The organism is Oceanobacillus luteolus (assembly GCF_042678205.1).
GTDB lineage: Bacteria > Bacillota > Bacilli > Bacillales > Amphibacillaceae > Oceanobacillus > Oceanobacillus luteolus.
This window is the reverse complement of record NZ_JBHUDE010000005.1, coordinates 92,535-105,389: the sequence shown is the minus strand read 5'-3', so window position 1 is coordinate 105,389 and position 12,855 is coordinate 92,535. Positions and strand designations below refer to the sequence as shown.

General features: G+C 39.3%; 13 protein-coding genes. 6 read left to right on the top strand and 7 right to left on the bottom strand.

From position 1 onward, the window contains the following. Positions 1-25: 25 nt before the first annotated feature. The 3 genes from ACFSBH_RS01025 to ACFSBH_RS01015 are packed head-to-tail and all read right to left on the bottom strand — an operon-like array spanning position 26 to position 2,894. The gene (locus ACFSBH_RS01025; RefSeq protein WP_251514227.1) at positions 26-841 is read right to left on the bottom strand and encodes a carbohydrate ABC transporter permease; all 816 of its coding nucleotides are present in this window, start codon (positions 839-841) and stop codon (positions 26-28) included. Then, positions 838-1,773, bottom strand: coding sequence for a carbohydrate ABC transporter permease (locus ACFSBH_RS01020; protein WP_379595617.1), 936 nt, complete (start codon positions 1,771-1,773; stop codon positions 838-840). The genes ACFSBH_RS01025 and ACFSBH_RS01020 overlap by 4 nt, the downstream gene beginning before the upstream one ends. A gap of 2 nt (positions 1,774-1,775) precedes the next feature. Beyond that, complete coding sequence (locus tag ACFSBH_RS01015; protein ID WP_251514229.1) at positions 1,776-2,894, bottom strand: ABC transporter ATP-binding protein; 1,119 nt, start codon at positions 2,892-2,894, stop codon at positions 1,776-1,778. A 259-nt stretch (positions 2,895-3,153) separates the two neighbouring features. On the opposite strand from ACFSBH_RS01015, the gene ACFSBH_RS01010 reads away from it, so the two are divergent. After that, positions 3,154-3,936, top strand: coding sequence for an N-acetylmuramoyl-L-alanine amidase (locus ACFSBH_RS01010; RefSeq protein WP_251514230.1), 783 nt, complete (start codon positions 3,154-3,156; stop codon positions 3,934-3,936). Positions 3,937-3,991: 55 nt separating this feature from the next. Here the strand turns inward: ACFSBH_RS01010 and ACFSBH_RS01005 are convergent, their stop codons facing one another. Then, complete coding sequence (locus ACFSBH_RS01005) at positions 3,992-5,149, bottom strand: ABC transporter permease (RefSeq protein WP_251514231.1); 1,158 nt, start codon at positions 5,147-5,149, stop codon at positions 3,992-3,994. Further along, positions 5,139-5,891 carry an ABC transporter ATP-binding protein gene (locus ACFSBH_RS01000; protein WP_251514232.1) on the bottom strand — a complete coding sequence of 251 codons (753 nt, stop codon included), beginning with the start codon at positions 5,889-5,891 and terminating at the stop codon, positions 5,139-5,141. Before ACFSBH_RS01000 ends, ACFSBH_RS01005 begins: the two co-directional genes overlap by 11 nt. A 177-nt stretch (positions 5,892-6,068) precedes the next feature. Here ACFSBH_RS01000 and ACFSBH_RS00995 point away from each other — a divergent pair, with 177 nt between their 5' ends. From ACFSBH_RS00995 to ACFSBH_RS00980, 4 genes are all read left to right on the top strand, one after another. After that, a complete protein-coding gene (locus tag ACFSBH_RS00995) occupies positions 6,069-6,770 on the top strand; it encodes a LytR/AlgR family response regulator transcription factor (protein WP_251514233.1) in 702 nt (233 codons plus the stop codon). 70 nt (positions 6,771-6,840) lie between these two features. Further along, positions 6,841-7,824, top strand: a complete 984-nt coding sequence (locus ACFSBH_RS00990; protein WP_251514234.1) for a sensor histidine kinase — start codon at positions 6,841-6,843, stop codon at positions 7,822-7,824. Positions 7,825-7,845: 21 nt separating this feature from the next. Continuing rightward, positions 7,846-8,499 (top strand): lysoplasmalogenase, encoded by a 654-nt coding sequence (locus ACFSBH_RS00985; RefSeq protein WP_251514235.1) that lies wholly within the window; start codon positions 7,846-7,848, stop codon positions 8,497-8,499. 80 nt (positions 8,500-8,579) lie between these two features. Continuing rightward, positions 8,580-9,152: a CDP-alcohol phosphatidyltransferase family protein gene (locus tag ACFSBH_RS00980; protein ID WP_251514236.1), complete on the top strand. Its 573-nt coding sequence runs from the start codon at positions 8,580-8,582 to the stop codon at positions 9,150-9,152. A 39-nt stretch (positions 9,153-9,191) separates the two neighbouring features. Here ACFSBH_RS00980 and ACFSBH_RS00975 read toward each other — a convergent pair whose 3' ends face one another. Continuing rightward, complete coding sequence (locus tag ACFSBH_RS00975) at positions 9,192-9,776, bottom strand: NADPH-dependent FMN reductase (protein ID WP_251514237.1); 585 nt, start codon at positions 9,774-9,776, stop codon at positions 9,192-9,194. An 812-nt stretch (positions 9,777-10,588) separates the two neighbouring features. Between ACFSBH_RS00975 and ACFSBH_RS00970 the strand changes: the two genes are divergently transcribed. Next, complete coding sequence (locus ACFSBH_RS00970) at positions 10,589-11,641, top strand: YkvI family membrane protein (RefSeq protein WP_251514137.1); 1,053 nt, start codon at positions 10,589-10,591, stop codon at positions 11,639-11,641. A 48-nt stretch (positions 11,642-11,689) separates the two neighbouring features. Here ACFSBH_RS00970 and alr read toward each other — a convergent pair whose 3' ends face one another. After that, entirely contained in the window at positions 11,690-12,814 is a 1,125-nt protein-coding gene (gene alr, locus ACFSBH_RS00965) for an alanine racemase (RefSeq protein ID WP_379595610.1), read from the bottom strand. Positions 12,815-12,855: the final 41 nt, after the last annotated feature.

Sequence of the window (12,855 nt, the reverse complement as noted above, 5' to 3'; positions counted from 1 at the left end):
TATTTATTTTGTTGAATTAGATAACTTATTTCAGTGCACCTTCCGTCAAGCCTTTCTGCAACTGCTTTTGACCAAGGAATAGAAGGATGAGGGTAGGTATGATGACGATAATCGCTCCTGCCATAATCACCCCCCAATCATTCAATTGTTCCTGTGTCTGCAATTGCTTCAAGCCGATTTGCACCGTTCGGACACTGTCATTTGTTGTTGCAAGCAATGGCCAAAGATACATATTCCATGAGGTGAGAAATCCATAAGCTCCTAGAGTCACAAGACTTGTTCTGGCAACTGGAAGAACGACCGTCAAGTAAAACTTAAAATCTCCCATTCCCGTAATTAAACTTGCTTCCCTTAATTCTTTCGGAATCTGCTTGAAGTTCTGTCTCAATAGGAATGTACCGAAAGCCATCGCAAAGAATGGAACGGACAATCCTGGATATGTATCAATCCACCCAAGATCTCTGATCGTGTGGAAGTTTGGAATGACAGACGCTTCAAACGGAACCATCATCGTTGCAATGAATAGATAAAACAGCATATCTCTACCTTTAAACTCCAGGAAAACAAATGCATAAGCGGCAAGACTCGATAAAATCAACTGGCCCAGCATAATCACAATGGAAATCAGAAAACTATTAAACAAGTATTGTAATAAAGGAAACTGGTTAAATGCTTTTACATAGTTATCGAAAGTCAGCACACTCGGCATACTTCCAGTCATAATATCTTTGTTGGACATGAAGCTCATGACGAACGCCATGACAGTTGGCGCAAAGACGATTGCTGCTGTAATGATTAATAAAGTATAAAAAACGATTTTCTTCCCTATAGGCAGGCTCATTGGTAATGGACCTTCCTTTCCCCAAGTTTAAATTGAATGATGGTCATAATCAGGATGATGATAAATAACACCACCGCTTGGGCACTGGCTGAACCAAACTGATAGTTCACAAACGCTTCCCGATAGATGGAATAAACAATCAAATTCGTCGTATTTTGCGGACCGCCTTGAGTGAGGATATCAATCTGGCCGAATGTCTGGAACGCATTGATGATTGTCACCGTCACAACAAAAAACAAGGTCGGAGAAAGCATTGGGATCGTTATATTTTTTAATTTGTAAAAATATCCCGCTCCATCAATATCCGCGCTTTCATATAAATAACCATCAATGGATTGCAGACCTCCGAGTAATATGAGAAAAGTAAATCCAAGATTCATCCAAATTGTTGTAATCGCAACGGCAATCAGTGCCCACGTCGGATCCGTCAGCCAGCCGATTCGTTCAAATCCAAGCCCCGTGACAATCATATTTAAAAAGCCAATCGAAGGGTGGAATAAATACAGCCAAAATACACTTGCTGCAGCTACAGAGATTCCCATCGTGGATGAATAAATCGTCCGGAATATCCCAATTCCCCTCAGCTTTTCATTTGCAAGTAACGCTAAAAACAAACTGATGATGATCGTAAGTGGTACGGTATAAAGTACAAAAAGAAATGTCGATTTCATACTCTGCATAAATATTGGTGAGTTGAACATCCGGGCAAAATTTTCCCAACCGACAAATACAGTCGTTTCTCCAGCTGCATTCGTTAAGAAAAAGCTTAAATATATCGTACGAACGAGTGGATAAAAGAGAAATACCGTAAATAAAATGATCGACGGAAGTAAAAACAGCATACCTTTCGCCCAAGATTTGATGCGCTCTTTTCTTTTGTAATGCTCAAAATCAAGTTTCGATTCTATTGGTTCTGCTATCGTGTTTGGCATACTCATATCGCAGCAACCTCTTTTTCCTTACTGAAATGCGCTGGGCGGATCAAATCACCCGTTTTTGCATTAAAGAAGCAAAGATAATCCATGTCGATTTTCACAGGGACACGCTCTCCTACTTGGACGGACCACTGTCCCGCCCATTTCGCTGTCCATAGTTCCGCTCCAATATCAAAGGCAACAATCGTTTCATTCCCCAGCTGCTCCACATTCACTACTTCCAAATGATGAGTCGCAGTCTCCGACGTAGCAGGAAAAATATGTTCCGCTCGGATTCCGATCTTCAACTTTTCCGTCCGCTTGATATTTTCTAAATAAGCCGAGTTATTTTTTATCGAAAGGGCATTTTCAATGACAAGCTCTTTACTTTCCTCCACGAACACTGCATTTCCAAGATTCATTTTCGGTGAACCGATGAAAGATGCGACAAATAAATTGGCCGGTTCATTATATAAATGGATTGGCTTACCTACTTGTTGGATTTTCCCATCATTAAGCACCATGATTCGGTCACCCATTGTCATCGCTTCGACTTGATCATGAGTTACATAAACCATCGTAAGTCCTAAGCGCTTTTGCAACCTGCGAATTTCAATCCGCATATGGGCCCTCAATTTGGCATCCAAATTCGATAAAGGCTCATCCATTAAACAGAGCGGCGCCTGACTGACAATCGACCGAGCGAGTGCAACACGCTGTCTCTGCCCTCCAGAAAGCTCTCTCGGTTTCCTCTTTAGATATTCTCCTAATCCCATCATCTCGACGGCTTCCATGAGGCGTTCCTGTTGCTCTTGCTTACTCACCTTTTTCGCCCGTAACCCGAATAAAATATTTTGTTCTACATTCAGATGTGGATATAGTGCATAGTTTTGGAAGACCATAGATAAGTTTCGATCCTTTGGGGGTAAATGATTCACAGTTTCATTATTTATTTTCAACGTCCCACCTGTAATCTCTTCCAGTCCGGCAATCATGCGAAGTAAAGTACTCTTTCCTGAACCTGAAGGACCTACTAGGACAAAAAACTCTCCCTCTTCAATGGTTAGATTGATTCCATCCAACACGCTTTTTTGTTTATCATATGATTTTGATAAATCCACCAGTTCAACGTGACCCATCTTTCCGCTCTCCTTTCCATAAGACAATTTCATTTAACCATAGGAAACAAGTAAATAAGCGATTTTTACAAAGGATTAACGGTATCTTAAGTATCGCTACATAAGATTAATACAAGTTTTACAACTATTAGGCATAAAGTCTGTATCCAAGCTTTTCACATAGGCGGAAAGGAGGCAGGGGAAGATTTTTAAGGTATACGATGCCCCCATTTTCTTTTTTATCCCGATTATAGAATTAAAAAGGAAAGGAGAGAATGTAATGAAGCTTTACCTGGATCCAGGTCACGGGGGCAATGACCCAGGAGCAGTGGGAAATGGCCTACAAGAAAAAGAGATTGTTCTGGATTTGGCCTTAAAAATAAAGGACATGCTTCGGAGTTATCCAAATGCGAAGGTGAAATTAAGTAGGGATAGAGATGAAAAGAAGAGTCTGATTGCTAGAACAAATGAAGCTAACGATTGGGGTGCTGATATCTTTTTATCGCTTCACTGTAATGCTTTTAACGGAAAAGCCCGAGGATATGAGGATTTTATTTATAACAACCTGCCAGCTAATGCAGCAGCGAGAAATCACCAAGCCGTTCTACACCAGAAGGTATCTTCAGCTATTGATCTTCCAGATCGCGGTCAGAAGCAAGCTAACTTCCATGTATTGCGTGAATCAAACATGCCGGCAATCCTAACAGAAAATGGATTTATCGATCATCCAGAAGATGCGAAGTTGATGAAGCAAGAATCATGGAGAGAAAAAGTGGCAGCTGCGCATGTGGAAGGGTTAGTTGAGATCTTTAAATTAACAAAGACGGATCGATCATCATACTCCGTAATTGCGGGCTCTTTTCAACTGCGTAAAAATGCTTCAGAAAGAATTCGTTTTCTTCAATCACAAAATATATCTTCAAAAATAAAAGAAATCAGTATCAATGGAAATTTGGTGCATCGTGTTCTTGCCGGAGAGTTTTCGAACCGTAAAGATGCAGAATTCCAATTGAAGCGGCTAGCTTCAATTGGAATCGAGGCTTTCATTATAGCTGAGAAGTAGATAGAAATTAATAGAACCGGGCAAATTTCTGCCCGGTTACTATTTTTTATTCCCTTTAATCGATTACCCATTTATCCTTACTGAACAGGATACGGCTAATGATGAATATAATTACTATGACTGCAAGATTGCTTCCGATCACAATTAATATATGTTGCCAATTCACAATTCCAAATATCAATTCAGTAATAATCGCAAAGATATTGACAAATGGAAGGATAAAATGGTTCAACGTGAACTCATTTACGCTAAGCCCAGTTATAAATATAAGTGGTACTACAGCAAGCATAAGAATTGGAGATGCATAGCTTTGAGCTTCTTTTACTGTTTTACCAATAATACTAGTAATCATCAGTACAGCGCCCATTAAAGAAGAGTATAAAATGATTATAATAATACCGACTGCAAAGATTAGAATCATTTGATCGCCTAGATTTACAGCTGCTTTTAGATGTTCAGTGAAAAAAGCAATCTCAATAATAACTACTGTGAGAGTCAGCAGACCAATAATCGTACCGACTGACGAAATCGTGAGGAACTTGGCAAGAAGTAATGTCGAACGATTCACAGGGGTCATCAGTAATGCTTCCATTGTTTTCCTTTCTTTCTCACCAGCGAATAAGTCTGCCGCTGCCGGGCTTGAGCCTACTGAAATCGCAATGGCTAAAATCATCGGTATCAATAGAGCTAAAAGCATAATATTGCTATCCTCTGTAGAAAGCTCCGTCTGTTCTATCGCTACTGCTTGTGTAATCCCCGGATCGACATCTGCATTTATCAGTCGTTCTGTAACTAAGATTCTCTCATATTCAGCTAATTGGCTGGTCACTAAATAGATTAGATTAGACGTGTTTTGACTAAACGTGTCTCCAATAATTTCAATGTTTCCTACTTCACCCGCTTGTACTTTTTCATCAAATTCAGCTTCAAATACAATCGCCGCTTGGGCGTCACCATTCAATAGAGTCTCTTGAAGATCTTCTACAGTGACGAGTTCTACATTTTCAATATTGTTTAATACCATTTCTTGTTCACTGGATAACCCGGATTCTACTGCGAGTGTGTATGTTTCCCCTTCATCACCGGAAATCATATTTTCATAGAAAAAAGTTAACGCAGTCATCATGAGAATAGGCAAAAATACAGTTAAAAGCAACGTACGTTTATCACGCAATGAATCAATCAATTCTTTTATATATATGTTAAATAGCATAACCTTCAGTCCCCCTAACTAATTTGCTCATGAAAATATAGTTCAAATCACGGCTATTTTCTTCTCTATATAACGCTTCCTTCTCTCCATGATAGACCAGTTCCCCTTTATGGATCATTGCCACATGATCACAGAGCAGGTCGACTTCTTCCATAATATGACTAGAGAAAATGATCGTTTTACCTTCCTGCTTCAACTCTTGGACGAGTTGACGAAATACATTCGATGCTGTAATATCCAAACCGGTTGTTGGTTCATCAAAAAGAATGATATCCGGATCGTGAATAATTGTCCTGGCAATCGCCACTTTCTGGCGCATTCCTTTGGAAAAGCCATCCACTTTTCGGTCAAGAAAATCACGCATTCCAAACATTTTTGTCAACTCATCGATCCGCACCTTTGTTTCATGTTTACTTAAGTGATAAAGGCTCGCAAAGTATTCCAAGTTTTCTCTTGTTGTCAGACGATTATATAAACCGGTTTCTCCACCAAAGAGTACACCTATACGTCTTTTGATCTTTTCTGATTGCTTTACTGTATCGTAACCACCAACATTAATTTCTCCTTCCGTTGGAGTATGCAATGTAGCAATAGAGCGAAGCAGCGTTGTCTTCCCTGCACCGTTCTCTCCTAGTAAACCGACAACCTCACCTTCTCCCACTTTGAACGAAACATGGTTCAAAGCAGTAACGGACACTTTTTTATCTTGAAATCGTTTCGTAACGTTCTTAATCTCAATCATCGTGTTCCCTACCTTCGTTTGATTTGTTAACTTTATTGTAGGAGATAACGTCCTTCCCTTCACTAGACATGTCGTGAATCATCCTTTTCATGTCGTGAAAATGCCAAATCACCGTTTCATAATGGTATAATAAAGAAAACTCAAGTGCCAATTTACAGAAAGTACAGGTGTTGTTGTATGCTGAAGGTTGGAATCGTTGATGACCGGCAGATTGATTTAGATAAAGTGGTGGGCATTGTTTCGCAGATGGAACATGTGGAGATTGTCTTTGCGACTACTTCTGCAGAGGAGGCCTATGAACGGATTAAGAAAGAAGAGATCGAACTGCTTATTGCTGATATAGAAATGCCCCATCTCTCCGGATATGAACTGGCAGATATCATCCATTCACATGCCCTGCATATCGATGTAATTTTCGTTACAGGAAACAGTGGCTATGCGGTCCATGCATTTGAAATCAATGTGCATGACTATATTATGAAGCCCTATACTAAGGATAGGTTGACGACTTCCATTCAACGTATCTTGGAAAGATCACGCCAGGCGGAAATTGCTGGCAGAATCTATATTAAACATAAAAATAATATCCACATCATCCAGAAGAAAGACATTATCTTTATCGAACGGACTGGCAGATCCTCCACCATCTACACGAAGAATGGTTCGGTTAAAACGTACCAGACATTGAAGGAGCTGGAAGGAGAACTGCGGGAACGCGATTTCATCCGCTCACACCGTTCATTTATCATTAATATCCACTACATTCAAAACTTCGAACTGTATGCAAAAAATTCATTTGTCGTCAATTTTGAAGGAATTGAAGAAACTGCAATGATTACCAAAGAGATGGTCGATCATTTGCAGGAAAATTATTTTTAAACAGGGACTAGGGTTAAAGCCCTTTTTCCATTTTTGGGAGAGTTATTTTCAGGTTAAAGGGGAATAAGGAATGAAACTTGCTCAAATTTATTGGATAAGCATAGCCGTGCTTACTGTGATTCACTTAGAATTTACTGGACAGGCTACACCTTTTCATATACCAATTTACATACCTATCATCTTAGTTGGTGGACTTACTTTTTTCATCAACAGGAAAGTCGTTCTCCACATTCAACAGCTTGGGGATAAAGTGAATTTACAATTATATAGTTTGCAGATACTCATTCTTATCATCTACATCTCGCTTGAGCCAAGTTGGGGAGTGTTTATCCCATTCTTACTCTTCATTGGCGTTGAAGTATTTCGCCATAAAATAAGCCGACAACTATTCCGTACGCAGCATTTGTTGGATTCACAAGCCAAAAAAATAGACCAAATGAATGAAACATTCCTCGTCGTCAGGAAAGAACGTCATGATTTTTTAAAACATATTTCAGCACTACATTACATGTTAGAAAATAAACAATATCATGAGGCGGAAAACTATGTGGATGAACTGGTAGAAGGATATAAGGAAACTAACCTTTCCATTCAAGGAGAGCGGGGAACTGTGGCAGGAGTGCTCCATCAAAATTACCAGGCCGGAAAAGAAAAAGGTATTGAAGTGATATACGATTTGGAAACAGCTATTTCTTCCCTTCCCTTAACAGACCATGATACGGTCGCCTTAATAGGAAATATAATAGGGAATGCAATTGATGCAAGCTCGGAATGGCAAAATGAAAAGTCCAAACAAGCACACATTACATTACAGACTTATAAGCGAAGTGGTTTATTTATATTGAACTGTAAAAATGATACGCTTCCTCTGCCAAATGAAGTGCTGGACCATTTATTTACAAAAAAAGCGACATCGACAAAATCCGGAGACCATGCAGGATTAGGTACACAAATCATCGCAGATATCGTCAACCGTTACGGAGGACATTTGGATTATACGTATAAAAATGAAACATTCACCTTGCATATCAAACTTCCGGCATTTTTAAAGTAGATATATAAAGGAGGAGCCACCATGGTACTATATCGGTTGCCGATTATGATATTCACTCTCAGCCTCGTATATATTTTTATCGCTCCGGAAGAACCTTATTCTCTCAAGCTATTTCTAAAAATCCTGCCGATGATTGCAATCATCTTATACGCATTCAGAATCACACCAAAAGAAAAAAGACTCGTCCACAAATTCCTCCTCATCGGCTTAGTCATTTCCTGTATAGGTGATGTATTAATCCAATGGGAACTTATTGGTTTAACGGTCTTTTTTCTTGCCCAACTCTTTTATAGCATCGGCCTCTTTTCCATGGCTAACTTCACAAAACTTCGGATGCTCACTTATATTCCAATCTTGCTCTACACCTGTCTTTTTGGGACGTCTCTTATCATTGAATTACAAGACCAACATGATGCAGCTCTTATTTTTCCTGTTGTAGCATATATTCTAATAATATCCATAACACTGTGTGCTGCTATATCAACTGGAAATAAAACAGCCATGTTAGGTGCGTTTCTATTTGTAATTTCCCACTCTTTCCTTGTATGGAGCTTGTTCATTGGATCTGCGGAAGATATGAAAGCCATTATCATGCTAAGCTATTATGCAGCACAATTTTTCATTGCAGTTAGCCTACATTCTATCGTAGAGAGAAAGCGTCGAATAATATGGTAGCAACTGTCAAAATAGAGGTCTTCCACGATTATCCATGATATGCTTATAGGTGGCTATACTGCAATGTAGGAGGAATTGATGTGAAGCTTACGGCAAAGGAAGTATTTTCTATTCCGAATCTATTATCTTATATTCGGATTCTCCTTATCCCAGTATTCGTCTATCTCTTTTTTACTGCTTCTAATACAGGAGATTATTATTGGATTGGCCTTATTATTCTTTTATCAAGTATGACCGATTTACTGGACGGCTGGATTGCCAGGAAATTTAATCAAATCACTGAACTGGGTAAAGTGGTGGATCCGATTGCTGACAAACTGACTCAAGCGGCAATTATCATTTGTCTCTTGTTTCGATATCCATATATGTGGATTTTATTTGCCTTATTAGTAGTAAAAGAATTGTTTATGGGGATTAATGGATTGCTATTATTGAAACGCGGGAAAAAATTAGACGGTGCAAAATGGTTCGGAAAACTGTCGACCGCCGTTTTCTATGTAGCTATGGGAATCATGATCACTTTTCCTAATTTAGATTACGGTTTTGTCATCTTTCTTATGATACTAACCGGTATATTCCTATCCATTTCTTTCTTAATGTATATCCCAGAGTTTTTAAGATTATATGAAAAGAAAGAAGATGTTCAGCCCTAGAAAAGGCGGAACATCTTCTTTTTTTGCTTTTATAAAGACTTAAGCATTAGCAGTAGCTAATTCTTGTCTTACAGGTTTTAAAGCAGAGCTCCAAGCGATTACTTGGTCTAACATTTGGTTAGCATTGTCTGCATGGTAGTCAGCTGGTTTGAATACTGAGAAGTTTTCAAAATCAGCCATTAGTGAGAATGTAACAGCAGTACGTACGTCTGCAACTTGTAGTTCACCAAGGATTAGACGTAGGTTTTCGTGTGCGCGAGTTCCGCCAAGGCTACCGTAACCAACGAATCCAGCAGCTTTGTTGTTTACTTCTGGGTTTAAGTAGTCAAGTGCGTTCTTAAGCGCTCCACCAATTGCATGGTTGTACTCAGGTGTAATGAAAATATAACCATCGAATGAAGCAATTTTCTCAGACCAAGCTTTGATTGTTGCTTCTGCTGCAGCTTTTTCCCCTTCTGGAAGGCTCTCACCTAAGAATGGAAGTCTGTAATCAGCTAGGTCAACTAGCTCATATTCTACATCTTGATCGTTACGTTTGTTAGCGAAGTCAAGCATCCATTTTGCAACTGCATCTCCGTTACGACCTTCTCTTACACTACCTTGAATGATACCAATTTTTAACATTCGTATTCCTCCTGTTGTCTATGACTAAATTTATTTAATTCAATTATAATGAATTACGCATATAAATATAACACGATTTCTTCCCCAGTGCAATCAATTTATTCTTTTTTATTACTAACTTATTTTTTATCAGTCTTGGAGATCTATAGTAAATCAATTGTAAGGATGCAGTCCGCTGGGGAGTTGAAATGTACTAGAGTGGAGTTCTCTTGCATGGAATGAATCCAGATGAGAGTACAAATATACAAGAGGAGGCTTCTATTGTCGGGAATAGCTTCTGGAAAAAGGGAAAACTTACGAGAGACTGCTTCTATTGTCGGTTATAACCTCGTGAAAAATCTAAAACATACGAGAGATGGTGTCTATTGTCGGAAGTAAGCTGAAAATCTTATTGAAACATGCAAGAGGATGCCTCTATTGTAAGAAATGACCTCTCGAAATAGTTCAAGCGTGCAAGAGACTCTTTCTATTGTAAGAATGGACTCGAAGAATCAGCTCTAATGTGCAAGAGAGCTCTCCTATTGTCGGGAATTACTCCTTGAAAATATTTAAACGTGCAAGGAGCAGCCATATTTCCGGAAAAACTTTTCCGGCCAATAAGTGATTAATCAGCTTTTAGATTAACCATATTATTAAAGGATATTGGAGGACGAAATAATCATTTTAACGAATATTCGACAAAAATTTGCGCTAATTGACAGATTATATGGTATACTATTGAATCAAAAGAATAGTTTTTAGATTTGAAACAAATAACTATTCGACAAATAATCAGAAGATAAAACATAAACAGGGGACTTGGAGAGGATATCATGTTAAAGGTCTTACAACTTGCGAGCGCTTTCATAGGGGTTATCGTGGGAGCAGGCTTCGCATCAGGTCAAGAAATCTTACAGTATTTCACAAGTTTTGGATTACTAGGAACAGTTGGGGCAGTAGTTTCAACAGCTTTATTCGCTTACCTCGGTATGGTTTTAATGCAGGTAGGAAGCAGAATGAAAACAGTTTCTCACCGGGATGCAATCTACGAAATTAGTGGAAAAAGGATTGGAACCGTTATCGACTATATTATTATCTTCACCTTATTCGGGGTTGGGGTCGTGATGATTGCTGGTGCGGGATCTAACTTAAGTCAGCAATTCGGTTTTCCTTATTTTGTAGGGACGACAGTACTGACATTGCTCATACTATTATCCGGTTTAGTGAATGTTGGCCGCTTTGTCGCTATTATCGGTAGTATTACTCCGTTCCTGGCACTAATTTTTATTATGCTTGCGATTTACAGCATATTTACGCAGGATAGTACTTATGCCAGCTTAAATACAACCGCTCTTGCACAACCGACGACATTACCTAACTGGTTTGTATCATCTGTTAACTATGTTTCCTTCAATCTTGCGGTTGGTGCATCCATGGCACTTGTAATGGGTGGGGCAGAGCGTAATGAGAAAATTGCTAAATGGGGCGGATTTGCAGGAGGACTCGGAATCGGGATCCTCATTATGTTGAGTCATTTGGCGATCTTTTCTAAAATTGAATCTGTTGAAGGATATGACATGCCGATGCTTCAACTTGCGAATGAACTTTCTCCGGTATTAGGATTCATCATGTCGATTGTATTATTCGGGATGATCTTCAGCACTGGAGCGAGTATGTTCTTCTCTTTTTCTGCAAGATTCTTTGAAGTCGGAACATCAAAATTCAAAAGTTTCCTTCTCATTACATTAGTGGTTGGATACGCCTTGAGCTATATTGGATTTACTGACTTGGTAGGTAAATTCTATCCATTAATCGGATATCTTGGATTGTTCCTCATTGGAGCGTTAATTGTAGCGTTCGTGCGCATCAAAAGAGGTACAATTTAAATACACATATTATAAGGGGCATTCAGCAAAATCTGGATGCCCCTTACTTCATCTATACACTCTCGGAACCCTTTTTCCAATTAGACAGACGACTTCATAGTGAATCGTATCTAAGCGTTCTGCCACTTCATCCAAAGATATGTACCCTTTTGACTCATCACCAAAAATAGTGACAACATCCGATTCATTGACTTGTCCAAGATGGGTAACGTCTATCATCGTTTGATCCATGCATACTCTTCCGACAATCGGTGCTCTATCTCCTTTAATCGTCATCTCTCCTTTATTAGAAAGCTGTCGGGATAGTCCATCTGCATAGCCTACAGGTAAAGTCGCAACAATAGAATCCTTTTCCGGAAAATAAGTACAACCATAGCTGACTGGCTGACCTGTTTTAACTTCTTTGATTAAAGTCGGCTTTGTCTGGAATGTCATTGCTTGTGTTAAGGAGATGACTTTTTTCATATGTTCTCCAGGATAAAGACCATAAAGACTTATGCCGACCCGGCACATATTCAAATGCATCTCGGGGTAGCTGATGGTCGCCGCACTATTACAGCAATGTTTAATCGGAATCTGATATCCATTTTCTTCTAAGTAGCTCGTTATTTCCAAAAAGCGTTTAAATTGCTGCCTTGTGTACGTCTCATCTGTATTATCCGCGTCCGCAAAATGCGTATAGATTCCTTCCACTTCAACTCTTTCATCAGTCAGAGATTTGACTAGATCAAGCACTTTTTCCTTCGTTTGTATCCCGATCCTTGTCATACCTGTATCAACTTTAATATGAACCTTAGCTGTTTTGTCGCTTTCGTGACAAGCTTTCGCGATTGCTTGCAACACATCCTCACCATAGACCGTCAGCGTAATGTGATTTTCAATCGCCAGCTTCACCGCTTCCGGCTTTGTATAACCAAGAACGAGAATGGGTGCTTCGATTCCAGCTTCCCGGAGTTCAAGCGCTTCATCGAGCAGTGCTACTCCTAAACCTTCGGCGCCTGCTTCTAGAGCAACTTTCCCTACCTCGACTGCACCATGTCCATATCCATCCGCTTTTACAACTGCTAGAAGTTTACTTTTCATATTGATATGCTTTCTGAACGCTTCCACATTTCCTTTAATAGCATCTAAGGAAATCTCGACCCAAGTATCTCTATAGCTCGTCTGCTTCATCTCCTAATCCCCTTTTTTGACTACTCTTTTCTCTCATTTTA

Bases quoted from the DNA above. Each gene is read 5' to 3' on its own strand.
- ACFSBH_RS01025 (WP_251514227.1), bottom strand. From the start codon at position 841: ATGAGCCTGCCTATAGGGAAGAAAATCGTTTTTTATACTTTATTAATC.
- ACFSBH_RS01020 (WP_379595617.1), bottom strand. From the start codon at position 1,773: ATGCCAAACACGATAGCAGAACCAATAGAATCGAAACTTGATTTTGAG.
- ACFSBH_RS00970 (WP_251514137.1), top strand. From the start codon at position 10,589: ATGTTAAAGGTCTTACAACTTGCGAGCGCTTTCATAGGGGTTATCGTG.
- ACFSBH_RS01010 (WP_251514230.1), top strand. From the start codon at position 3,154: ATGAAGCTTTACCTGGATCCAGGTCACGGGGGCAATGACCCAGGAGCA.
- ACFSBH_RS00990 (WP_251514234.1), top strand. From the start codon at position 6,841: ATGAAACTTGCTCAAATTTATTGGATAAGCATAGCCGTGCTTACTGTG.
- alr (WP_379595610.1), bottom strand. From the start codon at position 12,814: ATGAAGCAGACGAGCTATAGAGATACTTGGGTCGAGATTTCCTTAGAT.
- ACFSBH_RS00985 (WP_251514235.1), top strand. From the start codon at position 7,846: ATGGTACTATATCGGTTGCCGATTATGATATTCACTCTCAGCCTCGTA.
- ACFSBH_RS01005 (WP_251514231.1), bottom strand. From the start codon at position 5,149: ATGCTATTTAACATATATATAAAAGAATTGATTGATTCATTGCGTGAT.
- ACFSBH_RS01015 (WP_251514229.1), bottom strand. From the start codon at position 2,894: ATGGGTCACGTTGAACTGGTGGATTTATCAAAATCATATGATAAACAA.
- ACFSBH_RS00975 (WP_251514237.1), bottom strand. From the start codon at position 9,776: ATGTTAAAAATTGGTATCATTCAAGGTAGTGTAAGAGAAGGTCGTAAC.
- ACFSBH_RS01000 (WP_251514232.1), bottom strand. From the start codon at position 5,891: ATGATTGAGATTAAGAACGTTACGAAACGATTTCAAGATAAAAAAGTG.
- ACFSBH_RS00995 (WP_251514233.1), top strand. From the start codon at position 6,069: ATGCTGAAGGTTGGAATCGTTGATGACCGGCAGATTGATTTAGATAAA.